The organism is Enterobacter sp. 148H3, assembly GCF_034107425.1.
GTDB lineage: Bacteria > Pseudomonadota > Gammaproteobacteria > Enterobacterales > Enterobacteriaceae > Enterobacter > Enterobacter vonholyi.
The window spans coordinates 378,071-400,920 of record NZ_JAWNEI010000002.1 but is presented as its reverse complement, the minus strand read 5'-3'; the positions used below and the strand labels follow the sequence as shown (position 1 = coordinate 400,920).

The window sequence follows — 22,850 nt, the reverse complement described above, 5'->3', positions numbered from 1 at the left end:
GCGCATCATGCTGAACACACCCGCCGACAAGTACCAACCCTATCCGACCCTTTCCCTGCCCGACCGCCGCTGGCCAGAGCAACGCATCACCCGCGCGCCTCGCTGGCTCTCAACCGACCTGCGCGACGGCAACCAGGCCCTTGCCGAGCCGATGGACAGCACCCGTAAGCTGCAGTTCTGGGATTTGCTGCTGGGCTGCGGATTCAAAGAAATTGAGGTGGCTTTTCCTTCCGCCTCGCAGACGGATTTCAACTTCGTTCGCCAGCTGATTGAAGAGAACCGCATCCCGGATGACGTTACGATTCAGGTATTAACCCAGGCGCGGGAAGATCTCATCCATCGCACTTTTGAATCCCTGCGCGGTGCAAAGCAGGCCACCGTGCATCTGTATAACGCCACCGCTCCGCTGTTCCGCCGCCTGGTCTTCGGCATGGAGAAAGCGCAAATCGTTGAGCTGGCGACGCGCGCGACGCGGCTTATTCGCCAGCTGTGTGAGGAAAATCCCGACACCCGCTGGCAGTATGAATACTCTCCGGAAACCTTCTGCTTTACCGAGCCGGAGTTTGCGCTGGAGATTTGTGAAGCGGTGGCGGAGATCTGGCAGCCGTGCGACGAACGGCCTATGGTGATCAACTTACCCGCCACCGTCGAAGTGAGCACGCCGAACGTCTATGCCGACCAGATCGAGTATTTCTGTCGCCACTTTAGCCGCCGCCGCGACGTCTGCATCAGCGTGCATCCGCATAACGACCGCGGTACCGGCGTCGCCTGCGCGGAGCTGGCCGTAATGGCGGGGGCTGACCGCGTGGAGGGCTGTCTGTTTGGTAACGGGGAACGAACGGGCAACGTCTGCCTGGTGACGCTGGCAATGAACCTCTACAGCCAGGGGGTTAGCCCGAATCTGGACTTTAGCGATATGAACCGGGTGGTGGAAGTGGTGGAAACCTGCAACCAGCTGCCGGTGCACCCGCGCCATCCGTGGGCGGGACGGCTGGCCTATACCGCCTTCTCCGGCTCGCACCAGGACGCGATCAAAAAAGGCTTTGATGCCCGCAGGCCGGGCGATCGCTGGGAGATGCCTTACCTTCCCGTCGATCCCCAGGACATCGGCTGCACCTACGAAGCGGTGATCCGCGTAAACAGCCAGTCAGGAAAAAGCGGCAGCGCATGGCTCATCGAACAGAATCATGGCCTGAAATTACCTCGCGCCCTGCAGCATGATTTCAGCCAGCACGTGCAGCAGGAAACCGATCGCCACGGACAAGAGATGACGCATAATGCACTTTGGCAGCTGTTCCGCGCCCGCTACGGCCTGGTAGCATCGCCGAATTATGCGCTGCAATCCTACCGCAGCGACAGCCAGCAGGACGGCCAGCTGCGTCTGACGGCCAGCGTCGCCACACAGGGAGGAACGCGCCAGCTGGAGGGTCACGGTAACGGTCTGCTCTCCGCCGCTGCTCACGGCCTGAGCCGCTGGGTCAACGCCCCGTTCGTGATTAAGGATTATCACGAGCATACGTTAGGCGAACGTAGCGACAGCCGGTCGGTGGCCTACATCCGCTGCCTGTTCCAGGACGGCAGCAGCCGCTGGGGCGTAGGCATTGACAGCGACGTGGCGCGCGCGTCGCTTCAGGCGCTGTTTAATGCCGTCAATCGTTCTTAAAGTAATCGCTGGGGGAGACGCCCATCACCCGGCGAAACATCGCCGTAAAGGCGCTGTGGCTGCCGTAACCTAGATCCAGCGCCACGCGCAATACCGGCTGGCCCTGCGCCAGCCGCACTAAGGCTTCCAGCAGGCGCGCCCTTCTCAGCCACTCGCCGTAGCTCAATCCCGTCTGCTGCTGAAAATGGCGGTTCAGGGTGCGCTCACTCACGTTCATCATGCTCGCGGCCTGCGCGCTGCTCCAGCTTTCCCCCGGGTTTTGCCGGATTTGCAGACACAGGCGACGTAGCGCCTCGCTTTCCGGCTCCGGCAGGTGAAACGGCAGCACCGGCATAGTGCGGATTTCATCGAGAATCAGCTCATAGACGCGCTCATCCCGGCTTCCGGGTGAGTACGATTCAGGTAAAGCAAGGCAGACGAGGATCAGTTCGCGCAGCAGCGATGTGATCTGCACGATCTGGCAGGTGGCCGGAAGATCGGCCCGCGCCAGCGGATCGACAAACAGCGTTCGCGCCGCCACGTTACCGGTTATGCGGAGCGAGTGGCGGGTCCCCGCCGGCAGCCAGACGCCGCGACCGGGAGGCACAATCCAACAGCCAGATGCGGTATCCACCCGAACCACGCCGCTCAGGGTGTGCAACAGCTGCGCGCAGTCGTGCTCATGCCACGGCTCGCTGTCACCATGAATGTAATCATGTGCAAACGGAACGAGGGGACGATGGATAAAGGAAAAAGTCGAAGTTGTGGTCATGGGTTAAACAACCCTCACCCTACCCTCTCCCTGAGGGAGAGGGAAAAGGTGCACTAGATGTGCAGTTCCTGCAGCTTTTCTTTTGGCAGGGCCAGCTCTTCGTTACTGTTCACGCGAACATCACGCTCGATGATGTGGCGCGCGATTTCCTGCGCTTCTTCCAGAGAGTGCATCTGGTAAGTACCGCACTGGTAAACGTTCAGCTCAGGGATCTGGTTTTGCTCTTTCACCTTCAGCACGTCTTCCATCGCCGCTTTCCAGGCATCTGCCACACGTTTCTCTTCAGGCTGACCAATCAGGCTCATGTAGAAACCGGTACGGCAGCCCATCGGAGAGATATCGATGATCTCAACGCCGTTGCCGTTCAGGTGGTCACGCATAAAACCGGCGAATAAGTGCTCCAGAGTGTGAATACCTTTCTCCGGCATCACTTCTTTATTTGGCACGCAGAAACGCAGATCGAAAACGGTGATCGTGTCGCCGTGCGGGGTGTGCATGGTCTTCGCCACGCGGACTGCAGGTGCTTCCATACGGGTATGGTCGACAGTAAAGCTATCTAATAACGGCATACGTCACCTCCGACAGTGATTTTTTTTAAAATAAACTGAACTCTTCTACAGAATGCGCGTCTGAGTATATGAAAGACGCGCATTTGTTATCATCATCCCTGAATTCAGAGATGTATATTTTGGCCACAGCGATGTGGCCTTTTTCTTTTCTGCTTAAGCCTGCTTCGCCAGAAACGCCTCAAACGACTCGGTATCCGCCGCTTCAACCTCTTTCTGACGCACCACGGACGCTTCGCGTTCCGCGACAAAATCTGATTCGCTCAGGATTTCTAACGGCTCCTGTATCAGCATTTCACGGTACTCCGCCGAAAGTGAGCGACCCGTACCACCAATGCCCTGATCAATCATAGAACGCAGAATACGCGCTGAGAATGTCAGTTCCGGGTTATCAAAGCACGCTACCAGCTGGTCGCAAATCTGTTGATATGCGTCGCCACCGTCGATGCTGTCCATCGTCCGGGCAACTCGCTTCAGATCGCGGAACAGATCTTTGCCGACTTTCGTCAGCGGGAACTGTGCCGTTTCGCAGCCGATACCCAGCGTCAGACCCGGCTTACGCCCTTCCAGAATCACGCGGTTCCAGTTTGTACGGGTACAGAGCAGTTCGTCTGAACTCATTTCCGGCGCATCCGCCAGCACGCACCAGACCATAAACAGATCCAGGAAGCGAATCTGCTGTTCATCAACGCCAATCGGTGAGAACGGGTTGATATCCAGCGAACGCACTTCAATGTATTCGATCCCGCCGCGCTGCAGCGCATCCGACGGGGTTTCACCGCTGCGCGTTACGCGCTTAGGACGAATAGGCGCATACAGCTCGTTTTCAATCTGCAGCACATTGCTGTTGATTTGCAGTCGCTTGCCGTCTTTTTCGAGGCCGATTTTCTCGTACTCTTCCGACGGGGTTTTGATCGCCCGCTTCAATCCTGCCACATATTCGTGCAATTCGTTAAACGTAATACCGAGATTGCTTTGCGATTTATTGGTATAACCGAGATCGCTCAGCCGCAGAGAGGTGGCGTACGGAAGATAGTACATTCCGCACTCGGTCTTCTCGAACGGCAGCGTGGTCGGTTTCCCCTGCAGGAACGAAGAACAGATCGCCGGGGAGGCACCAAACAGATACGGGATCACCCAGCCGAAACGGTAATAGTTGCGGATGAGGCGGAAATAGCCCTCCGAGATCGCGTCTTTATCCGTTTCACCGCATTTCGCCTGCCAGAATGCAATTGGCAGCGAGAAGTTGTAATGCACACCCGAGATCGTCTGCATCAACGCGCCGTAGCGGTTTTTCAGCCCTTCACGATAGAGCGTTTTCAGCCGGCCGATATTTGACGTGCCGTACTGCGCCAGCTCAATCTCCTGGCCCTGCTCGATATAGCACGGCATGCTGAGGGGCCACATACGTTCGTCGCCCAGGTTGCGCGCGGTATAACGATGGATATCGCGCATGATCGTCAGCATATGATCAATATCACCCTCTACTGGGGTGATGAACTCCAGCAGCGCTTCAGCGAAATCGGTTGTGATCCATTTATGTGTCAGCGCCGAGCCTAACGCCTTCGGGTGACCCGTCGTCGCTAAACTGCCGTCTGCGTTAACGCGCAGCGTTTCACGCTCAAGACCACGCTGAATACCCTTCAATGCCTGAGGGTGGTTTTCCAGCCAGGCCAGCGCCTGAGATACGTCCGGGATCAAATTGACCTCCCGCCTGTCAAAGTAATGTTACTCAGCATAATTGTAATGGTTGACGATTGAAGGTCGCGTATTCATTCCACCAATTAGTGCCACCACGTCATACCCTGTAGTGTTGCCCACGCCACGAGAACATAGCGCAACGCCTTGCCAAGGCACAAAAAAAAGAGCACCGGTCCCCAGGAGATGCGCATCCATCCCGCCAGCAGACACAGTAAATCGCCTATTACAGGCATCCAGCTTAATAACAGCGTGGCAGCGCCATAGCGTTTTAGCCAGCCGACTGCCTTTTCCTGCCAGCGCGATTTTTCACGCAGCGGAAAGAAACGCCCAAGAATAACGTTAGTCAGCCCTCCAAGGCTATTACCCATTGTTGCTATTAATACAAGCAGCCAGGGCTGACTCACGCCGGACAACAGCATCGCCACCAGCACCACTTCCGAATTTCCCGGTAACAGCGTGGCGCTTAAAAAACTGCTGGCGAATAATGAGGCAAGTGACAGCACGTCACTCACAGTAAGCGTACATCCACCGCATCCATTCCGGCATCACGCGCGGCCTGGATGCCGAAATCGGCATCTTCAAACACGACGCATTTTGCCGCCGGGACGCCCATTAACTCTGCGCAAAGCAGGAAGGTGTCCGGTGCGGGCTTGTGATGTTTAACATGATCGGCGGCGACCACGGCAGAAAAATAGTGGCGCAGGCCAAGATGATTGAGCAAAGCTTCTGCAATCGCACTTTCGCTGCCTGTTCCTACCGACATCGGGCGACGCCCGTGCCACTCTTTTACCACATCAATCAGCGGCAGAGGGCGTACGGTATCTAAAAGCATGGCTTTTACTGCATCGGTTTTTTCGCGCGCGAGCAGGTGCGGGTCGAGATCGGCCTGATTCAGTTCAATCACGGCCTGTGCAATACGCCAGGTGGGAGATCCGTTGAGGGCAATCATCGCCTGAAGATCGAAACGCATACCGTAGCGGCCCAGGACGTCTGTCCAGGCTTGACGATGCGTGGGTTCGGTATCCAGGAGAGTGCCATCCATATCGAAGATCAAACCGTCATACTGTGCGTACATCGTGCTCTCGCTAAACGATTAACAAAGCATTACTTTATCGTAAATGGTGGTTTTTGTCGCTGACTGAGAGTGTGATTGCTGACGGAACGTCGAAGGAATAAACAAAGAAGGAGAAGATGGTGCATCCGGGAGGATTCGAACCTCCGACCGCTCGGTTCGTAGCCGAGTACTCTATCCAGCTGAGCTACGGATGCATCGGGAAATGCTTTCAGAAACAGTAAATGGTGCATCCGGGAGGATTACTCGGCTGCGCCTCGCCCTTTGGGCCGTTGCTAAAGCAACGTTATCCTCCCTGGTGCTTGCGATTAACCCGCAGACCTTGAAACAACAGCGTGGCTATTATCTCGGAGAATATGGTGCATCCGGGAGGATTCGAACCTCCGACCGCTCGGTTCGTAGCCGAGTACTCTATCCAGCTGAGCTACGGATGCATCGGGATTTACTACTGTACTGCTCGATATTCATATCACTTCTAAAGCAATATGAAGTAATAGATGGTGCATCCGGGAGGATTCGAACCTCCGACCGCTCGGTTCGTAGCCGAGTACTCTATCCAGCTGAGCTACGGATGCAAAATGGCGGTGAGGCGGGGATTCGAACCCCGGATGCAGCTTTTGACCGCATACTCCCTTAGCAGGGGAGCGCCTTCAGCCTCTCGGCCACCTCACCACACAACGCCTCTTTCGAGTGCTTCGAGCAACTCGTTAAGAGCTTCTCGTCGCTGCGTGGCGCATATATTACTTTCTGGGACTTATAAGTCAAACAATTTTCCAAAAGCTTTTATCGTTTGCACAAATCACACGCAATTCGCATGTAAAAGCCGCAAAGAGGGTGTTTTATAAGCGGATTTTGCAGGCTTCTTCACAGAAAACCTATGCAGAAAAGGCGGAGATAGGACGAGTTAAGGGTTATGGAGCGGTTAAAAAGAGAGCGATTGAAATTAAACGGTAACTTTGAGCAGGAAAAATGACAGGAGGGTTGCGTCTCGCCCGACAGCGAGACGCGACAATATCAGTAACTGGACTGCTGGGATTTTTCAGCCTGGATACGCTGGTAGATCTCTTCACGGTGGACAGATACTTCTTTAGGAGCGTTAACACCAATACGTACCTGGTTACCCTTTACCCCTAAAACTGTCACGGTGACCTCATCCCCAATCATGAGGGTCTCACCAACTCGACGAGTCAGAATCAGCATTCTTTGCTCCTTGAAAGATTAAAAGAGTCGGGTCTCTTGTATCCCGGCATTATCCATCATATAACGCCAAAAAGTAAGCGATGACAAACACGTAAAGTGTAAGCAGTCACGGCATCACATTCTGTTAAACGTAAGTTTAGCCGATATACACAAACTCAACCTGACTTTATCGTTATCGATAGCACAGTGAACAAGACGCCATAACGTTACCGCTATGGCGTCTGCTTGTGCTTTGTAGTTATTACAGTTTCGCGCTTACCCAGCTTTCAACGCTGGCCAATGCTGCAGGGAGTGCCGCCGCATCCGTACCACCGGCTTGCGCCATGTCCGGACGACCGCCACCCTTGCCGCCCACCTGCTGAGCGACCATACCAATCAGTTCCCCTGCTTTTACGCGGTCGGTCACATCCTTAGATACGCCCGCAATCAGAGAAACCTTACCTTCTGCCACTGTCGCCAGCACGATAACGGTAGAACCAAGCTGGTTCTTGAGATCGTCGACCATAGTACGCAGCATCTTAGGCTCAACGCCCGCCAGATCGCTGACCAGCAGTTTGACGCCCTTAATGTCTACAGCCTTGCTGGAGAGGTTTGCACTCTCCTGCGCCGCAGCCTGCTCTTTCAGCTGCTGCAGCTCTTTTTCCAGCTGACGCGTGCGATCCAGCGCAACGCGCACTTTCTCGCCCAGGTTCTGGCTATCGCCTTTCAGCAGCTGCGCGATATCGTGCAGTTGATCGCTCTGCGCATGCAGGCTGGCAATCGCACCTTCACCGGTCACCGCTTCAATACGACGCACGCCTGCCGCCGTACCCGACTCGGAAACAATACGGAACAGGCCGATGTCACCGGTGCGCGAGGCGTGTGTACCGCCGCACAGCTCGGTAGAGAAGTCGCCCATGCTCAGCACGCGAACACGTTCGTCGTATTTCTCGCCAAACAGCGCCATCGCACCTTTTTTCTTCGCGTCCTCGAGATCCATGATATGAGTCTCGATTGGCAGGTTACGACGGATCTGCGCGTTCACCAGATCTTCCACCGCACGGATTTCAGACGGCTTCATCGCTTCAAAATGAGAGAAGTCGAAGCGCAGCACTTTGTCGTTAACCAGAGAACCTTTCTGTGCAACGTGGGTACCGAGTACATCGCGCAGGGCAGCGTGCATCAGGTGGGTTGCCGAGTGGTTCAGACGAATGCGCGCGCGGCGAGCTTCATCAACGTTAGCCTGGACGCCCTCGCCCACTTTCAGAGAACCGGAAACCAGTTTGCCCTGGTGACCAATCGCCTGACCGTATTTTTGGGTGTCGCTGACGCTGAAGCTAAAGCCATTGCCCTTCAGTTCGCCCTTATCGCCAACCTGGCCGCCGGATTCGGCGTAGAACGGCGTTTTGTCCAGAATGACTACGGCTTCCTGGCCCGCGCTGATGCTGTCCACGGCTTTGCCGTCAACAAACAGGGCGGTCACTTTGCCGGTCAGTTCCAGCGCCTCATAACCTTTGAATTCAGACGCGCTATCAACGCGGATCATCGCGTTGTAGTCTGCACCGAAACCGCTGGACTCACGCGCACGACGGCGCTGCTCTTCCATCGCGGCTTCGAAGCCCGCTTCGTCAACTTTGATGTTGCGCTCGCGGCAAACGTCCGCCGTCAGGTCAACCGGGAAGCCATAGGTATCGTACAGGCGGAAAGCTGTTTCGCCATCCAGCGTGTCGCCCTTGAGTTTCGCCAGCTCTTCGTCCAGCAGCGCCAAACCGCGCTCCAGAGTACGGGCAAACTGCTCTTCTTCGGTTTTCAGAACCTGCTCAACCTGCGCCTGCTGGCGTTTCAGCTCGTCACCGGCTGAACCCATCACGCCGATCAGTGGCCCAACGAGTTTGTAGAAGAAGGTGTCCTTCGCGCCCAGCATGTTGCCGTGACGAATAGCACGACGAATGATACGACGCAGCACGTAGCCACGGTTTTCATTCGACGGGATAACGCCGTCTGCAATCAGGAACGCGCAGGAACGAATGTGGTCCGCGATAACGCGCAGCGATTTGTTGTTCAGATCGGTCGCGCCGGTGACTTCGGCAACGGCTTTGATCAGGGTGCTGAACAGGTCAATCTCATAGTTGGAGTTAACGTGCTGCAGAACCGCGGCAATACGCTCCAGCCCCATACCGGTATCAACGGAAGGCTTCGGCAGCGGCTCCATCGTACCGTCGGCCTGACGGTTGAACTGCATGAAGACGATGTTCCAGATCTCAATGTAGCGATCGCCGTCTTCTTCCGGGCTTCCCGGAGGGCCGCCCCAGATGTGGTCGCCGTGATCGTAGAAGATCTCGGTGCACGGACCGCAAGGACCGGTGTCACCCATCTGCCAGAAGTTGTCGGACGCGTAAGGCGCGCCTTTGTTATCGCCGATGCGAATAATACGCTCGCGCGGGATCCCGACTTCTTTTTCCCAGATTTCGTAGGCTTCGTCATCGGTTTCATAGACGGTAACCCACAGACGCTCTTTCGGCAGGTTGAACCAGTTTTCACCGGTCAGCAGTTCCCACGCATATTGAATGGCATCGTGTTTGAAGTAGTCGCCGAAGCTGAAGTTACCCAGCATTTCGAAGAAGGTGTGGTGACGCGCGGTGTAACCGACGTTTTCCAGGTCGTTGTGTTTACCGCCCGCACGCACGCAACGCTGTGAGGTTGTGGCGCGGGAATAATTACGCTTGTCGAGACCAAGGAACACATCCTTGAACTGGTTCATCCCGGCGTTGGTAAACAGCAGAGTCGGATCGTTGTTCGGTACCAGGGAGCTGCTGGCAACAACCTGGTGTCCCTTACTATGGAAAAAATCGAGAAACGCCTGACGGATCTCAGCGGTGCTCTTGCTCATAATTATCCTGAAATCAAGCTAACGAAATGTCGTAGCCAGCCTGTATCGGTAAACCGTTGGACAGACCAGCTACTGGAAAAAGTGGGAATAAGATAAGTTTTCTTTAGTGGGAAGTAAAATCCCGCATGCGTTCAATCGGCAAAATTACGCCAGATATCCTGAATATCTTCCATCAGAAAGCCGCGGTAGAGCAAAAAGCGCTGGATTTTGACTTTTTCTGAAAATTCACGCGGCAGCGGCTCGCCGTACTTGCGAATCGCCTGTTCTCTTGCCAGTTCGCACCAGTCAATATCGCATTCGCGCATCGCTTTTTCGATGGACTCCCTGGCTACCCCTTTCTGGTTTAGCTCCTGCCGGATGCGCGCGGGCCCGTATCCTTTACGGCCACGGCTGGCGAGAAACCGCGAGGCAAAACGCTCGTCATCAAGATAGCGATGCTCATAGCACCAGGCGATGACGCGGTCATAATCTTCCGCGGCGGCATCAATCTCTTCCGGGCCGTTTTTACTCATCACCGGCGCCGACAGTTTTCGCCGCAGCTCTTGTTCACTGTGGTCACGGACGGCCAGGATGCGCACCGCGCGATCCAGTAGGCGTGCATACGCGGGTCGACGTGTTGTCGGTTCACTCATAAAAAAACCTGCTGATTCAGAAATGCAAAAAGGGCCGCATCAGCAGCCCTTCATTGTTAAACGAGAGAATTAAAAGTCTTCGTTAGTTTCTTCAGCATCCGCGCTATCAACCGCGAAATCAGGTGTGGAGTCCTGGTTGTTCAGCAGAAGCTCACGCACTTTCTTCTCGATCTCTTTCGCCGCAGCCGGGTTCTCTTTCAGCCAGGAGATGGCATTCGCTTTACCCTGACCAATCTTGTCACCGTTGTAGCTGTACCAGGCGCCCGCTTTTTCAATCAGCTTCTCTTTCACGCCCAGGTCAACCAGCTCACCGAAGAAGTTAATACCTTCGCCGTAGAGGATCTGGAACTCAGCCTGCTTGAACGGCGCTGCGATTTTGTTCTTCACAACCTTGACGCGGGTTTCGCTACCGACGACGTTCTCCCCCTCTTTCACCGCGCCGATACGGCGGATATCCAGACGGACAGAGGCGTAGAATTTCAGGGCGTTCCCCCCGGTCGTGGTTTCCGGGTTACCGAACATCACGCCAATTTTCATACGGATCTGGTTGATGAAGATCAGCAGCGTGTTGGACTGCTTCAGGTTACCCGCCAGCTTACGCATCGCCTGGCTCATCATACGAGCCGCAAGGCCCATATGAGAGTCGCCGATTTCGCCTTCGATTTCGGCTTTTGGCGTCAGTGCAGCAACGGAGTCGACCACGATAACGTCAACAGCACCAGAACGCGCCAGCGCGTCACAAATTTCCAGTGCCTGCTCACCGGTATCCGGCTGAGAACACAGCAGGTTGTCGATATCGACGCCCAGCTTACGGGCATACACAGGGTCCAGCGCGTGCTCGGCATCGATAAACGCACAGGTTTTACCTTCGCGCTGTGCCGCGGCAATGACCTGCAGCGTCAGGGTGGTTTTACCAGAGGACTCTGGCCCGTAGATTTCTACGATACGGCCCATAGGCAGGCCGCCAGCGCCCAGCGCGATATCCAGAGAAAGCGAACCGGTGGAGATGGTTTCCACATCCATGGAACGGTCTTCACCCAGGCGCATGATGGAGCCTTTACCGAATTGCTTTTCGATCTGGCCCAGTGCTGCCGCCAACGCTTTCTGTTTGTTTTCGTCGATAGCCATTATTACTCCTGTCATGCCGGGAGAAGCGACTGTGCTTCACCGTGGATTTCTGTTCTGTTGGTGCAATTATACTGTATGGTCATACAGTATCAAGTGTTTTGTAGAAATTGTTGCCAGAGCGTTTTTAACGCATATTCCGTTGCCTGACGACGCACGCTTTCGCGATCGCCGCTGAAGCACTCCCGGCGGGTGATGCCTTCGCCTTTAGAAGTAGCAAACCCAAACCAGACTGTGCCGACAGGCTTCACGTCGCTGCCGCCGTCCGGGCCCGCAATGCCGCTAATGGAAATTGCGTAATCTGCGCGCGCCTCTTTGAGCGCACCAATGGCCATCTCGATCACCACCGGTTCGCTGACCGCGCCATGCTGTTCAAGCGTGGATTCGCGCACGCCAATCATCTGTGCTTTAGCTTCGTTACTGTAGGTCACAAATCCGCGTTCAAACCAGGCGGAACTGCCGGCAATATCGGTAATCGCTTTCGCCACCCAGCCGCCGGTGCAGGATTCCGCGGTGGTGATTGTCGCGCCACGCTGCTTCAGCGCAAGGCCAACAATCTCGCTAAGCTGCATCAATTCATGGTCAGTCATTCTCGCTCCAGGCATCAGAAAAACGTGCTGCACAAGATAGCACTTTCTCGTCAGATGTGGGGATGCACTTCAGGTTTTACGAGGGAGCTTCAGAAAAAAGCCGATGCGGGCGCACCGGCCGTGGAAATGTTATTTCATGCTGTCGGCGAGGGTGTTCACATTGTGGCGAAATGCCTTAACGTAGGTGTCTGCCACCCCGCCTTTTGCCGACAGCGCTTCCGGATACAGTTCGCCCCCCGGCTGTGCGCCCGTCGCCGACGCTATCTGCTTCACCAGACGCGGATCGAGCTGATTCTCCATAAACCAGGTTTTGACGCCGTCGGCTTTGATCTGATTGATAATCTCAGCAACCTGCGACGCGCTGGCCTCGCTCTCGGACGACAGTCCCTGAGGCGCCATAAACGTCACGCCGTAGGCGCGGCTGAAATAGCCGAATGCGTCATGGCTGGTCAACACGTTACGCTTCGCCTGCGGGATCTGGCTAAAGCGCGTTTTGGCCCAGCTATCCAGCTGGTTAAGCTGCGCGATATACGGTTTACCGGAGGCTTCCAGCGCGGCTTTGTCCTGCGGATCGGCTTTCACCAGCCCGTTCAGAATATTTTGTGCATACAGCGCCCCGTTCGCCGCGCTGTTCCACGCGTGCGGATCGGTCACGGTCTTTCCATCTTCCTCAAGCGTGTGAGTTTTCACCCCGGCTGAGGCGACGACCAGCTGTCCTTTGAACCCGGAGGCCTTCACCAGCCGATCGAGCCAGCCCTCCAGCCCCAGGCCGTTCACCACCACCACATCGGCCTTGCTCAGCGCCGCGCTGTCTTTCGGCGACGGTTCAAAGGTATGCGGATCGCCGTCCGGCCCCACCAGCGTCGTCACGTTCACATGGTCACCGCCCACCTCCTGCGTGATATCCCCCAGTATCGAAAAGCTGGTGACCACATTCAGCGTTTTCGCCATCACGCCGTGCGACATCATCCCCAGCGCGAGCGCCACTACTAATCCTGTTCGTTTCATCGTTTCCCCTTGCGTTAAAAAAGCGCGCGCAGGCTGCCAGCGAGCCTGCTTCGCGTGCCCAGTAAAATGGAAATAAAGAACAGCGCGCTGGCGGTGAGCACGATGGATGGCCCGGCAGGCAAACTCATTGCCCAGGAGAGGCTCAGCCCCAGCCATGCGCAGAAAATACCGCTGATGCCCGCCATCAGGAGTAACGCAGGCAGCGTGCGCACCCAGCAGCGGGCCGCCACGGCTGGCAGCATCATCAGCCCGACGGCCATCAGCGTGCCGAGCACCTGAAAACCAGCCACCAGGTTAAGAACCAGCAGCGCCAGAAACAGTCCGTGCAGCAGGCCGGGCAGCCAGCGGGCGTTCACCTGTAGCCAGGCGGTATCAAACGCTTCTGTGACCAGCCCGCGATAGAACAGCGCCAGCGTGATAAGGGTGAACATACACACGCCCGTAACAAACAGCGCGGCGTCGTTGTCCACGGCGAGGATGGAGCCAAACAGCAGATGCAGCAGATCGACATTCGACCCGCGCAGCGACACCAGCGTGACGCCCAGCGCCAGTGAGCCAAGGTAAAACCCCGCGAAGCTGGCATCTTCCTTAAGCGGCGTACGTCGGCTGACCAGACCGGCCAGCAGCGCCACGGTAATGCCCGCGATAAAACCGCCAATACTCATCGCCAGCAGCGACATGCCGCTGAGTAAATACCCCACGGCAACGCCCGGCAAAATGGCGTGAGAAAGAGCGTCGCCCATCAGGCTCATCCGACGCAGCTGAAGAAACACGCCGAGCGCGGTAGTGCTGACCGAGAGCGCAAGGCAAACCACCAGCGCGCGACGCATAAAGCCGTACTCAATAAACGGCTGAAAAAAGAGATGCCAGATCATGCCACCCTCACCCGCTCGGTTTTCCACTGGGGCACGTCAGCATCCAGCCGCAGCGTTTGCGGGAAATGGCGCGACACGCGCTCGCTGTCGTGCAGTACCGCGAGCAGCGTTTGCCCCTGCATATACATCTCCAGCATCACGTCCATCAGCACGTTGCAGGTGGCTTCATCGACGCCGGTAAAGGGCTCATCCAGCATCACCAGCGGCGCTTGCTGTACCAGGACGCGGGCAAACAGCATGCGCTGGAACTGCCCGCCGGAGAGCTCATCGATGGTGGATAACGCCATAGTTTCCAGCCCGACGCGCTCAAGAGCGCTGGCAAGGCGCAGCCGCGCTTCGCGACGAAACCCGGAAAACAGCGAAATGCCCGGCCAGCAGCCCATGCTTACCACGTCCTGTACGCTCAGCGGAAACTGCGCCTCCAGCGCGTGGCGCTGTGCCAGCCATCCGATTACCGGACGCTTCCCCTGCCAGCGAAAGCCGCCGCTGACGGGAGGAATAAACCCCGCCAGCGTTTTCAGCAGCGTGGATTTCCCGCAGCCGTTAGCGCCGATAATGGCGATCATGCTTCCGCGCTCAATCGTGCCCGAAAGGGGCCGCGTAATGGGCTGGCGTTCATAACCCGCGACCAGTTCATTCATCACAATCATGGCAATGCCACCGCCCAGCGCACGGCCAGCCCAATAAAGACAACCAGCACCAGCGCCAGCAAAAGCCGAACCGGAGCAGACAGAGAGAAAAGGGACGTTGACATCTCGACACCATATTAAACGTTATAACATAACAATAATCAAAGGTAGTTAAGATGTAAATGGCGGGTTTGCAGAAGGAGTGTGGCGAAATGTTTCTGCGGGAAATAGGTGCGCGCGGGTGCACTCACCCTAACCCTCTCCCAAAGGGAGAGGGGGAATAAGGTGACTTACTGACTAAACGGTGACGCCGCCGGTACGCGGGCCTGAGATACCGCCAGCCCGAGCTGCCATACGGCCATAGCATAGTGGGTGCTGTGGTTATAGCGGGTAATGGTGTAGAAGTTCGGCATGCCGTACCAGTACTGATAGCCCGTCCCGACATCCAGACGCAGCAGACTCACCTGATCGACATTGCCCAGCGGCTGGGTTGGCGTTAAGCCTGCCGCCGTCAGCTGTGCAACGCTGTATTTGGTTTTAAAGCCGTTTTCCAGCCCAAACGCCTCGCCGTTCGCCTGCACCGCAACTTGCCCGCCCGGCACCCAGCCGTGCGCTTTAAAGTAGTTCGCCACGCTGCCGATGGCATCCACCGGATCCCACAGGTTGATATGGCCATCTCCGTTAAAGTCGACGGCATACTGTTTATAGGACGACGGCATAAACTGGCCGTAGCCCATCGCGCCGGCAAACGACCCTTTCAGATCGAGCGGATCGTCCTGCTCGTTGCGCGCCATCAGCAGGAAGGTTTCCAGCTCGGAAGAGAAATACTCCGCGCGGCGCGGATAGTTAAAGGAGAGCGTCGCCAGCGCATCCAGAATGCGGGTTTTCCCCATCACGCGGCCCCAGCGGGTTTCCACGCCGATAATCCCGACGATGATTTCAGGCGGCACGCCGTACACCTGCCACGCGCGGTTAAGCGCATCTTCATACTGATTCCAGAACGCCACGCCGTTTTGCACGTTGTCCGGGGTAATGAACTGTTTGCGATAGCGCAGCCACGCCCCGTTTGGCCCGCTCGGCACCTGGGCCGTCGGCGCCTGTCTGTCCATCAGGCGCAGCACGTAGTCCAGACGCTTGGCCTGAGACAAAATTTCGTGCAGCTGCTGTCTGTCAAAGCCGTGCTTGCTCACCATTTTATCGATGAACTGCTCGGCCGCCGGGTTATTCGCGAAGTCGCCGCCCATCTGCATCATATTGTGCTGCGGCTCCAGCAGGAATCCTCCGGAAGGCGCGCCCGCCGTTTGCTGAACGGCTTCGGTCTTAGGTTTGCTACTACAGGCAGACAGCAGAATAAGCGCAGGCAACAGCGCTGCATAACGACGCTTGAACATGAGACATCCATTTAACGGGTTCGATAAGAACCCAGTATGGTAAAGCATCCGCAACACCTCAAGGAAGCGGTACGCACCTTCCCTACGCAAATCCGCGCTTTTTTCCATCGAAAATCATTAGCTCCACCAATAAACTTTCAAAATAATCCATTTTTCTTTCATTGTGAGATCTAACTAACACTTTAAAACCTTTCAAAGTGATTATTATTAGCCCAGCCAGACAAAAAAAAAAGCCTCACAGGAGAGAAGAATGATAGAAACCATCACCCACGGCGCCGAGTGGTTCATCGGGCTATTTCAAAAAGGCGGAGAAGTGTTCACTGGCATGGTGACCGGGATCCTGCCCCTGCTGATCAGCCTGCTGGTGATCATGAACGCGCTGATCAACTTTATCGGCCAGCAGCGCATTGAACGCTTCGCCCAGCGCTGCGCCGGAAACCCACTGTCCCGCTACCTGATACTACCCTTTATCGGCACCTTCGTGTTCTGCAACCCGATGACCTTAAGCCTCGGCCGCTTCATGCCGGAAAAGTACAAGCCGAGCTACTACGCCGCCGCCTCCTACAGCTGCCATTCGATGAACGGCCTGTTCCCGCACATCAACCCCGGCGAGCTGTTCGTTTATCTCGGGATCGCCAGCGGCCTTACTACGCTTGGCCTGCCGCTCGGCCCGCTGGCGGTGAGCTACCTGCTGGTCGGTCTGGTGACCAACTTCTTCCGCGGCTGGGTGACCGACCTCACCACCGCTATTTTCGAGAAAAAAATGGGCATCCAGCTTGAACAGAAGGTCCATCTTTCAGGAGCCACAGCATGAACCGGATCCGCATTGACAAAGGCACGGGCGGCTGGGGTGGCCCGCTGGAGTTCGACGCCACCGAAGGCAAAAAGATTGTTTACATCACCGCGGGTACCCGCCCGGCGATCGTCGACAGGCTGCGCGAGCTGACCGGCTGGGAAGCGGTCGACGGCTTCAAAGAAGGCGAGCCGCCGGAAGCGGAAATTGGCGTGGCGGTGATCGACTGCGGCGGCACGCTGCGCTGCGGTATCTATCCGAAGCGCCGTATTCCGACGGTAAATATTCACTCCACCGGAAAATCCGGCCCGCTGGCGCAGTACATCCTCGAAGACATTTATGTCTCGGGCGTAAAGGAGGACAACATTACTCTGGTGAATGGCACTGCCGCGCCGCAAAAAGCGGCCCCGCGCGAGTACGACACCAGCAAGAAGATCACCGAGCAGAGCGACGGCCTGCTGGCGAAGGTCGGGATGGGCATGGGTTCCGCCGTGGCGGTGCTTTTCCAGTCCGGGCGCGACACCATCGACACGGTGCTGAAAACCATTCTGCCGTTTATGGCGTTCGTCTCGGCGCTGATCGGCATCATCATGGCCTCCGGCCTGGGCGACTGGATTGCCCACGGCCTCGCCCCGCTCGCCAGCCACCCGCTCGGGCTGGTGACGCTGGCGCTGATCTGCTCCTTCCCGCTGCTGTCGCCGTTCCTCGGCCCGGGCGCGGTGATCGCTCAGGTCATCGGCGTGCTGATTGGCGTGCAGATTGGTCTGGGGAACATTCCCCCGCACCTCGCCCTGCCTGCCCTGTTTGCCATTAACGCCCAGGCGGCGTGCGACTTCATCCCCGTTGGGCTGTCGCTGGCCGAAGCGCGCCAGGACACCGTGCGCGTGGGCGTGCCGTCCGTGCTGGTGAGCCGCTTCCTGACGGGCGCCCCGACGGTGCTGATTGCCTGGTTTGTTTCCGGCTTTATTTATCAATAAGAGGTTCCTGCAATGACCGTGATTTACCAAACCACCATTACCCGCATCGGCCAGAGCGCGGCCGACGCGCTGAGCGACCAGATGCTGATCACCTTTCGCGAAGGGGCGCCTGCGGATATCGAAGAGTTTTGTTTTATCCACTGCCACGGCGAACTGAACGGTGAGCTGAAGGCCGGTAGCCAGCTTGAGCTGGGCGAGGCGCGCTATGCCGTGACCGCCGTCGGCGACGTGGCCGAACAAAACCTGCGCGAGCTGGGCCACATCACCCTGCGTTTCGACGGCCAGCCGCAGGCCGAGTATCCCGGTACGGTTCACGTGGCGGGCCCGGTTCCGCAGGCTGTCACCCCAGGCTGCACGTTAAAATTTGTTGCGTAATTAAGGAGATAGACATGAGTCAGGTTGCCGTTGTCATTGGTGGAGGACAAACCTTAGGCGAGTTCCTCTGCCGTGGGCTTGCCGCAGAGGGCTACCGCGTGGCGGTAGTGGATATTCAGAGTGAAAAAGCCGCCCGCGTGGCGGACACCATTAACACCGGGTTTGGCGAAGGAATGGCGTACGGGTTTGGCGCCGACGCCACCAGCGAGCAGAGCGTGATGGCGCTGGCCCGCGGCGTGGACGAGATTTTTGGGCGTACCGATCTGCTGGTCTACAGTGCGGGAATTGCGAAAGCGGCCTTTATCAGCGATTTCGAACTGGGGGATTTTGACCGCTCGCTGCAGGTCAATCTGGTGGGCTATTTCCTCTGTGCCCGTGAGTTTTCCCGTCTGATGATCCGCGACGGCATTCAGGGACGCATTATTCAGATCAACTCCAAATCAGGAAAAGTGGGCAGCAAGCACAACTCCGGCTACAGCGCGGCAAAGTTTGGCGGCGTGGGGCTAACGCAGTCTCTGGCGCTGGATCTGGCCGAGTACGGCATTACCGTGCACTCGCTGATGCTGGGCAACCTGCTGAAATCGCCGATGTTCCAGTCCCTGCTGCCGCAGTATGCCACCAAGCTCGGCATCAAGGCTGAGGAAGTGGAGCAGTACTACATCGATAAAGTGCCGCTGAAGCGCGGGTGCGATTATCAGGACGTGCTGAACATGCTGCTGTTTTACGCCAGCCCGAAAGCCTCGTACTGCACCGGGCAGTCGATTAACGTCACCGGCGGGCAGGTAATGTTCTGATCGAGCGGCCTGATGCCCTCACCCTAACCCTCTCCCGCCGGGAGAGGGTACACAATAAGGAGCCGATATGGTCACCGCACTCATCACCGTCGCCGCCCTCGCCTGGCTCTGCCAGATGGCGTTCGGCGGCTGGCAAATTTACCAGTTTAACCGCGCGTTTGATGCACTGTGCCAGAAAGGCCGCGTGGGCGTCGGGCGTTCCGGCGGACGCTTTAAACCGCGAGTCGTCGTGGCTATTGCGCTGGATGAAAACAATAACGTCTGCGATTCCCTCATCATGCGCGGCATGACCGTCTTTGCCCGTCCGGTGAAAATCCAGGCAATCAACGGCATTTCGCTGCAGGAATTGCAGCCTGATGTGATCTTTCCCCATGATCCACTCTGTCAGAATGCACTATCATTAGCGCTTAATCTGAAACATGGATAATTTCGTTGTGAAAGATATAGACTTGCGAAATTATCATTTCGCAACCTAAGGAACGAAGCGCCTATGAAACCTCGTCAGCGGCAGGCGGCCATTCTCGAGCATCTGCAAAAGCAGGGAAAATGTTCGGTAGAAGATCTGGCCCACTACTTTGACACCACCGGCACGACGATACGCAAGGATCTTGTATTGCTCGAAAACTCTGGCGCCGTCATTCGAACCTACGGCGGCGTGGTGCTCAATAAAGACGAAGCCGACCCGCCTATCGACCACAAAACGCTGATCAATACCCACCAGAAAGCGCTGATTGCCGAAGCCGCCGTAAAATTTATCCACGATGGCGACTCCATCATTCTGGATGCCGGCAGTACCGTCCTGCAGATGATCCCGCTGCTCAGCCGCTTTAATAACATCACGGTGATGACCAACAGCCTGCACATCGTCAACGCCCTGTCGGAGTTCGACAGCGAGCAGACCATCCTGATGCCCGGCGGCACCTTCCGCAAAAAATCCGCCTCATTTCACGGACAGCTGGCGGAGAACGCCTTCGACCACTTCAGCTTTGATAAACTGTTCATGGGCACCGACGGCATCGACCTGAATGCGGGCGTTACGACGTTCAACGAGGTATTCAGCGTCAGTAAAGCCATGTGCAACGCCGCGCGGGAAGTGATTCTGATGGCGGACTCGTCGAAGTTTGGCCGCAAAAGCCCCAACATTGTCTGTAGCCTTGAAAGCGTCGATAAGCTGATTACCGACGCGGGTATCGACCCGGCGTTCAAAAAAGCGCTGGAAGAGAAAGGAATCGACGTGATCGTAACCGGAGAGAGAGATGAGTGATTTTCTGTTAGAAACGGGCCGCCAGACGCTGATGCTGGAGCTGCAGGAAGCCAGCCGCCTGCCGGAACGTCTGGGCGAGGATTTTGTCCGCGCCGCCAACACCATTATCCACTGCGAAGGCAAAGTGATCGTGGCGGGCATCGGTAAATCCGGCCATATCGGCAAAAAGATTGCCGCGACGCTCGCCAGCACCGGCACCCCGGCCTTCTTCGTGCATCCGGCAGAGGCGCTGCACGGCGATCTGGGGATGATAGAAAGCCGCGACGTGATGCTGTTTATCTCCTACTCCGGTTCGGCCAAAGAGCTGGATCTCATTATTCCGCGCCTGCAGGAAAAATCCGTCGCCCTGCTGGCGATGACCGGGAAATCCCGCTCGCCGCTAGCGCTGGCCGCCAAAGCGACGCTGGATATTTCCGTTGAGCGTGAAGCCTGTCCGATGCACCTCGCTCCGACCTCCAGCACCGTGAATACCCTGATGATGGGCGACGCGCTGGCAATGGCGGTGATGCAGGCGCGCGGCTTTAACGAAGAAGATTTCGCTCGCTCGCATCCGGCAGGTGCGCTCGGGGCACGCCTGCTCAACAAGGTTCACCACCTGATGCGCACCGACGATGCTATTCCGCAGGTCAAACTCAATACCAGCGTCATGGACGCGATGCTGGAGCTCAGCCGCACCGGTCTGGGGCTGGTGGCGGTGTGCGATGACGACGGGTACGTCAAAGGCGTATTCACCGACGGCGACCTGCGCCGCTGGCTGGTGGGCGGCGGCAGGCTGGAAACCCAAGTGTCGGACGCCATGACCAAAGGGGGGCTGACGCTGAACGCCGAGAGCCGCGCCATTGAAGCCAAAGAGGTGCTGATGAAGCGCAAAATCACCGCCGCACCGGTGGTGGATGACACCGGCAGGCTGTGCGGCGCCATCAACCTTCAGGATTTCTATCAGGCCGGCATTATCTAACCCTTCAGTCCCAGACGCTTCGCCAGCCGGTGCAGGTTGGCGACGTCCATCTCCAGCGCCCGCGCGCACGCCGCCCAGCTGCGGTTATTCTGCTCCAGCGCGCGGGTAATCATCCGACGCTGGAATTCTTCCGTAGCCTCGCGCAGATTCTCGTTTGCGCTCTCAGGTGCGGCAGCCTTCACGGTCGGGGCAGTTTCCTCATGCAGTGCAAAATGCCGCGCATGAATTACCACCTCATCTCCCGAACGCGTCGCCCTCGCCAGCACCACCGCGCGGTGAATCGCATGCTCCAGCTCGCGCACGTTGCCCGGCCAGCCGTAGCTTAGCAGATGCGACCTCGCACCCGGGCTCAGCACCACGCGGGAAAGCCCCATCCTGAGACGGCACTGCTCGCAGAAAAAGCCCGCCAGCAGCACCACGTCGTCCCCGCGCTCGCGCAGCGGCGGCACGGTAAGCGGGAACACGCTCAGGCGATGGAACAGGTCGGCGCGGAACTGCCCGGCCAGCACCGCTTCACGCAGGTCACGGTTGGTGGCCGCCAGCACGCGAACGTCCACTCTGTGGCTGCGGTCATCCCCCACGCGCTGGATGTCGCCGTACTGCAGCACGCGCAGCAGCTTGGCCTGCAGCGACAGGGAGAGCTCGCCGATTTCGTCCAGAAACAGCGTGCCGTTATCGGCCATTTCGAACTTGCCGCTGCGGTTGCTGATGGCCCCGGTAAACGCCCCTTTAACGTGACCAAACAGCTCGCTTTCCGCCACGCTTTCCGGCAGCGCGGCGCAGTTGAGGTACACCAGCGGGTTCACCGCGCGCGGCGACGCTTCGTGAATGGACTTCGCCACCAGCTCCTTGCCAGTGCCGGTCTCCCCGAAGATCAGCACGTTCAAATCGGAAGCGGCAACGATCTCAATCTCTTTTTTGAGCTGCGCCATGCCCGGAGAGAGGCCAATCATCTCCGTATGCGTGACCTGCTCAAACGCCGCCGGGCTGCCGGGAAGGATATTCTGGCTCTCAAGCTGTTCAATCAGCAGCGCGTTGTTAAGCGCCCCGGCGGCCAGGGCGGCAATCAGGCGCAGCTCTTCGTCGCTAAAGGCATCGAACTGGTCCGGCGAAAGGCCGTCGAGGGTCAACGCGCCAATCAGATTTTGTCCGGCAAATAAAGGCAGGCCGATACAGGCGTGCACCTTCAGGCTCTCCTGGCCGGGAATAAGCCCATCGTACGGGTCGGGCAGATCGCTGTCCGCCGGAAAGCGCACCACGTCACCCGCGCGGGCGATAGTTTCCAGACGCGGATGGCCCTCAAGGGTAAAACGCCGTCCGAGCACGTCCTTCGCCAGCCCGTCGATAGCCAGCGGAATAAACTGCCGCCCCTCGTAGCGCAGCAGTGCGGACGCATCGCACTCAAGCACGTGGCGCAGCGTGGAGATCAGCCGCTGAAAGCGGTCCTGATGGCCGATACCGGTCTGCAGCTCAATGGCGATCTTCGCCAGCACGTCTACGGAAAAGCTCATAGTGACCTCGCTGTCATTTTGACAATGCATGTTGTCATATTGACACTTCTTTTGATAGTCATAATGACTACCCACTACGAGGCACGGCAACATTAATTCATTAAAA

Annotated in this window: 23 protein-coding genes and 4 tRNA genes; 8 read left to right on the top strand and 19 right to left on the bottom strand. The window is 57.3% G+C overall.

Translation table 11 applies throughout. The features are described 5' to 3' along the window. Positions 1 to 7 precede the first annotated feature (7 nt). A complete protein-coding gene (gene leuA / locus USH94_RS04140; RefSeq protein WP_111965903.1) occupies positions 8 to 1,663 on the top strand; it encodes a 2-isopropylmalate synthase in 1,656 nt (551 codons plus the stop codon). Here leuA and USH94_RS04135 read toward each other — a convergent pair. The 18 genes from USH94_RS04135 to mltB form a co-directional block, all read right to left on the bottom strand. After that, positions 1,650 to 2,414: an AraC family transcriptional regulator gene (locus USH94_RS04135; protein WP_111965904.1), complete on the bottom strand. Its 765-nt coding sequence runs from the start codon at positions 2,412 to 2,414 to the stop codon at positions 1,650 to 1,652. The two genes, leuA and USH94_RS04135, sit on opposite strands and share 14 nt — an antisense overlap. Positions 2,415 to 2,467: 53 nt before the next feature. Next, positions 2,468 to 2,983 (bottom strand): S-ribosylhomocysteine lyase, encoded by a 516-nt coding sequence (gene luxS / locus USH94_RS04130; protein WP_008499539.1) that lies wholly within the window; start codon positions 2,981 to 2,983, stop codon positions 2,468 to 2,470. Between the two features lie 153 nt (positions 2,984 to 3,136). Beyond that, positions 3,137 to 4,681 (bottom strand): glutamate--cysteine ligase, encoded by a 1,545-nt coding sequence (gshA, locus tag USH94_RS04125; protein WP_111965905.1) that lies wholly within the window; start codon positions 4,679 to 4,681, stop codon positions 3,137 to 3,139. An 83-nt stretch (positions 4,682 to 4,764) separates the two neighbouring features. Beyond that, a complete protein-coding gene (locus tag USH94_RS04120; protein ID WP_048975561.1) occupies positions 4,765 to 5,193 on the bottom strand; it encodes a YqaA family protein in 429 nt (142 codons plus the stop codon). Further along, positions 5,190 to 5,756 carry a fructose-1-phosphate/6-phosphogluconate phosphatase gene (yqaB, locus tag USH94_RS04115; protein ID WP_032648006.1) on the bottom strand — a complete coding sequence of 189 codons (567 nt, stop codon included), beginning with the start codon at positions 5,754 to 5,756 and terminating at the stop codon, positions 5,190 to 5,192. The genes USH94_RS04120 and yqaB overlap by 4 nt, the downstream gene beginning before the upstream one ends. Before the next feature lie 117 nt (positions 5,757 to 5,873). After that, positions 5,874 to 5,950: transfer RNA gene (locus USH94_RS04110), tRNA-Arg, on the bottom strand. 160 nt (positions 5,951 to 6,110) lie between these two features. Further along, positions 6,111 to 6,187: transfer RNA gene (locus tag USH94_RS04105), tRNA-Arg, on the bottom strand. A 64-nt stretch (positions 6,188 to 6,251) separates the two neighbouring features. Then, positions 6,252 to 6,328 (bottom strand) — tRNA-Arg (locus USH94_RS04100). 4 nt (positions 6,329 to 6,332) lie between these two features. Further along, positions 6,333 to 6,425: transfer RNA gene (locus USH94_RS04095), tRNA-Ser, on the bottom strand. Positions 6,426 to 6,767: 342 nt separating this feature from the next. After that, positions 6,768 to 6,953, bottom strand: coding sequence for a carbon storage regulator CsrA (gene csrA / locus USH94_RS04090; RefSeq protein ID WP_000906486.1), 186 nt, complete (start codon positions 6,951 to 6,953; stop codon positions 6,768 to 6,770). Positions 6,954 to 7,194: 241 nt separating this feature from the next. Then, positions 7,195 to 9,822: an alanine--tRNA ligase gene (alaS, locus tag USH94_RS04085; RefSeq protein WP_111965499.1), complete on the bottom strand. Its 2,628-nt coding sequence runs from the start codon at positions 9,820 to 9,822 to the stop codon at positions 7,195 to 7,197. Between the two features lie 131 nt (positions 9,823 to 9,953). Further along, the gene (gene recX / locus USH94_RS04080) at positions 9,954 to 10,454 is read right to left on the bottom strand and encodes a recombination regulator RecX (RefSeq protein WP_111965498.1); all 501 of its coding nucleotides are present in this window, start codon (positions 10,452 to 10,454) and stop codon (positions 9,954 to 9,956) included. Positions 10,455 to 10,523: 69 nt separating this feature from the next. Continuing rightward, positions 10,524 to 11,582 (bottom strand): recombinase RecA, encoded by a 1,059-nt coding sequence (gene recA / locus USH94_RS04075; RefSeq protein WP_024907698.1) that lies wholly within the window; start codon positions 11,580 to 11,582, stop codon positions 10,524 to 10,526. Between the two features lie 89 nt (positions 11,583 to 11,671). Continuing rightward, positions 11,672 to 12,169 (bottom strand): nicotinamide-nucleotide amidase, encoded by a 498-nt coding sequence (gene pncC, locus USH94_RS04070; RefSeq protein WP_032643004.1) that lies wholly within the window; start codon positions 12,167 to 12,169, stop codon positions 11,672 to 11,674. A gap of 129 nt (positions 12,170 to 12,298) precedes the next feature. Further along, on the bottom strand, positions 12,299 to 13,177 hold the full coding sequence (locus tag USH94_RS04065) for a metal ABC transporter substrate-binding protein (RefSeq protein WP_111965497.1): 879 nt from the start codon (positions 13,175 to 13,177) through the stop codon (positions 12,299 to 12,301). 14 nt (positions 13,178 to 13,191) lie between these two features. Beyond that, the gene (locus tag USH94_RS04060; protein ID WP_032660373.1) at positions 13,192 to 14,052 is read right to left on the bottom strand and encodes a metal ABC transporter permease; all 861 of its coding nucleotides are present in this window, start codon (positions 14,050 to 14,052) and stop codon (positions 13,192 to 13,194) included. After that, entirely contained in the window at positions 14,049 to 14,702 is a 654-nt protein-coding gene (locus USH94_RS04055) for a metal ABC transporter ATP-binding protein (RefSeq protein ID WP_111965496.1), read from the bottom strand. The genes USH94_RS04060 and USH94_RS04055 overlap by 4 nt, the downstream gene beginning before the upstream one ends. Positions 14,703 to 14,971: 269 nt before the next feature. Further along, on the bottom strand, positions 14,972 to 16,072 hold the full coding sequence (mltB, locus tag USH94_RS04050) for a lytic murein transglycosylase B (protein WP_181574043.1): 1,101 nt from the start codon (positions 16,070 to 16,072) through the stop codon (positions 14,972 to 14,974). Between the two features lie 250 nt (positions 16,073 to 16,322). On the opposite strand from mltB, the gene srlA reads away from it, so the two are divergent. The 7 genes from srlA to gutQ all read left to right on the top strand — a co-directional run bounded on the left by srlA (position 16,323) and on the right by gutQ (position 21,233). After that, complete coding sequence (srlA, locus tag USH94_RS04045; RefSeq protein ID WP_003862164.1) at positions 16,323 to 16,886, top strand: PTS glucitol/sorbitol transporter subunit IIC; 564 nt, start codon at positions 16,323 to 16,325, stop codon at positions 16,884 to 16,886. Continuing rightward, positions 16,883 to 17,842: a PTS glucitol/sorbitol transporter subunit IIB gene (locus USH94_RS04040; RefSeq protein WP_111965494.1), complete on the top strand. Its 960-nt coding sequence runs from the start codon at positions 16,883 to 16,885 to the stop codon at positions 17,840 to 17,842. The genes srlA and USH94_RS04040 overlap by 4 nt, the downstream gene beginning before the upstream one ends. Positions 17,843 to 17,854: 12 nt before the next feature. Continuing rightward, positions 17,855 to 18,217 carry a PTS glucitol/sorbitol transporter subunit IIA gene (gene srlB, locus USH94_RS04035; protein WP_008499554.1) on the top strand — a complete coding sequence of 121 codons (363 nt, stop codon included), beginning with the start codon at positions 17,855 to 17,857 and terminating at the stop codon, positions 18,215 to 18,217. A gap of 14 nt (positions 18,218 to 18,231) precedes the next feature. After that, positions 18,232 to 19,011 carry a sorbitol-6-phosphate dehydrogenase gene (srlD, locus tag USH94_RS04030; RefSeq protein ID WP_111965493.1) on the top strand — a complete coding sequence of 260 codons (780 nt, stop codon included), beginning with the start codon at positions 18,232 to 18,234 and terminating at the stop codon, positions 19,009 to 19,011. A gap of 67 nt (positions 19,012 to 19,078) precedes the next feature. After that, positions 19,079 to 19,438 carry a transcriptional regulator GutM gene (gene gutM, locus USH94_RS04025; protein WP_111965492.1) on the top strand — a complete coding sequence of 120 codons (360 nt, stop codon included), beginning with the start codon at positions 19,079 to 19,081 and terminating at the stop codon, positions 19,436 to 19,438. A gap of 63 nt (positions 19,439 to 19,501) precedes the next feature. Continuing rightward, positions 19,502 to 20,275 (top strand): glucitol operon DNA-binding transcriptional repressor SrlR, encoded by a 774-nt coding sequence (srlR, locus tag USH94_RS04020; RefSeq protein WP_032640855.1) that lies wholly within the window; start codon positions 19,502 to 19,504, stop codon positions 20,273 to 20,275. Further along, positions 20,268 to 21,233, top strand: coding sequence for an arabinose-5-phosphate isomerase GutQ (gene gutQ, locus USH94_RS04015; RefSeq protein WP_111965491.1), 966 nt, complete (start codon positions 20,268 to 20,270; stop codon positions 21,231 to 21,233). Before srlR ends, gutQ begins: the two co-directional genes overlap by 8 nt. On the opposite strand, the gene norR is transcribed toward gutQ, so the two are convergent. Beyond that, a complete protein-coding gene (gene norR, locus USH94_RS04010) occupies positions 21,230 to 22,744 on the bottom strand; it encodes a nitric oxide reductase transcriptional regulator NorR (protein ID WP_111965490.1) in 1,515 nt (504 codons plus the stop codon). The genes gutQ and norR overlap by 4 nt on opposite strands. Positions 22,745 to 22,850 lie beyond the last annotated feature (106 nt).

What these genes read in the sequence shown, in the direction of transcription:
- USH94_RS04065 (WP_111965497.1), bottom strand. Translation starts at nt 13,177, where the DNA reads ATGAAACGAACAGGATTAGTAGTGGCGCTCGCGCTGGGGATGATGTCG.
- csrA (WP_000906486.1), bottom strand. Translation starts at nt 6,953, where the DNA reads ATGCTGATTCTGACTCGTCGAGTTGGTGAGACCCTCATGATTGGGGAT.
- mltB (WP_181574043.1), bottom strand. Translation starts at nt 16,072, where the DNA reads ATGTTCAAGCGTCGTTATGCAGCGCTGTTGCCTGCGCTTATTCTGCTG.
- yqaB (WP_032648006.1), bottom strand. Translation starts at nt 5,756, where the DNA reads ATGTACGCACAGTATGACGGTTTGATCTTCGATATGGATGGCACTCTC.
- srlR (WP_032640855.1), top strand. Translation starts at nt 19,502, where the DNA reads ATGAAACCTCGTCAGCGGCAGGCGGCCATTCTCGAGCATCTGCAAAAG.
- leuA (WP_111965903.1), top strand. Translation starts at nt 8, where the DNA reads ATGCTGAACACACCCGCCGACAAGTACCAACCCTATCCGACCCTTTCC.
- USH94_RS04135 (WP_111965904.1), bottom strand. Translation starts at nt 2,414, where the DNA reads ATGACCACAACTTCGACTTTTTCCTTTATCCATCGTCCCCTCGTTCCG.
- alaS (WP_111965499.1), bottom strand. Translation starts at nt 9,822, where the DNA reads ATGAGCAAGAGCACCGCTGAGATCCGTCAGGCGTTTCTCGATTTTTTC.
- norR (WP_111965490.1), bottom strand. Translation starts at nt 22,744, where the DNA reads ATGAGCTTTTCCGTAGACGTGCTGGCGAAGATCGCCATTGAGCTGCAG.
- srlD (WP_111965493.1), top strand. Translation starts at nt 18,232, where the DNA reads ATGAGTCAGGTTGCCGTTGTCATTGGTGGAGGACAAACCTTAGGCGAG.
- recX (WP_111965498.1), bottom strand. Translation starts at nt 10,454, where the DNA reads ATGAGTGAACCGACAACACGTCGACCCGCGTATGCACGCCTACTGGAT.
- USH94_RS04055 (WP_111965496.1), bottom strand. Translation starts at nt 14,702, where the DNA reads ATGATTGTGATGAATGAACTGGTCGCGGGTTATGAACGCCAGCCCATT.
- pncC (WP_032643004.1), bottom strand. Translation starts at nt 12,169, where the DNA reads ATGACTGACCATGAATTGATGCAGCTTAGCGAGATTGTTGGCCTTGCG.
- srlA (WP_003862164.1), top strand. Translation starts at nt 16,323, where the DNA reads ATGATAGAAACCATCACCCACGGCGCCGAGTGGTTCATCGGGCTATTT.
- recA (WP_024907698.1), bottom strand. Translation starts at nt 11,582, where the DNA reads ATGGCTATCGACGAAAACAAACAGAAAGCGTTGGCGGCAGCACTGGGC.
- gutM (WP_111965492.1), top strand. Translation starts at nt 19,079, where the DNA reads ATGGTCACCGCACTCATCACCGTCGCCGCCCTCGCCTGGCTCTGCCAG.
- srlB (WP_008499554.1), top strand. Translation starts at nt 17,855, where the DNA reads ATGACCGTGATTTACCAAACCACCATTACCCGCATCGGCCAGAGCGCG.
- USH94_RS04040 (WP_111965494.1), top strand. Translation starts at nt 16,883, where the DNA reads ATGAACCGGATCCGCATTGACAAAGGCACGGGCGGCTGGGGTGGCCCG.
- luxS (WP_008499539.1), bottom strand. Translation starts at nt 2,983, where the DNA reads ATGCCGTTATTAGATAGCTTTACTGTCGACCATACCCGTATGGAAGCA.
- gutQ (WP_111965491.1), top strand. Translation starts at nt 20,268, where the DNA reads ATGAGTGATTTTCTGTTAGAAACGGGCCGCCAGACGCTGATGCTGGAG.
- USH94_RS04060 (WP_032660373.1), bottom strand. Translation starts at nt 14,052, where the DNA reads ATGATCTGGCATCTCTTTTTTCAGCCGTTTATTGAGTACGGCTTTATG.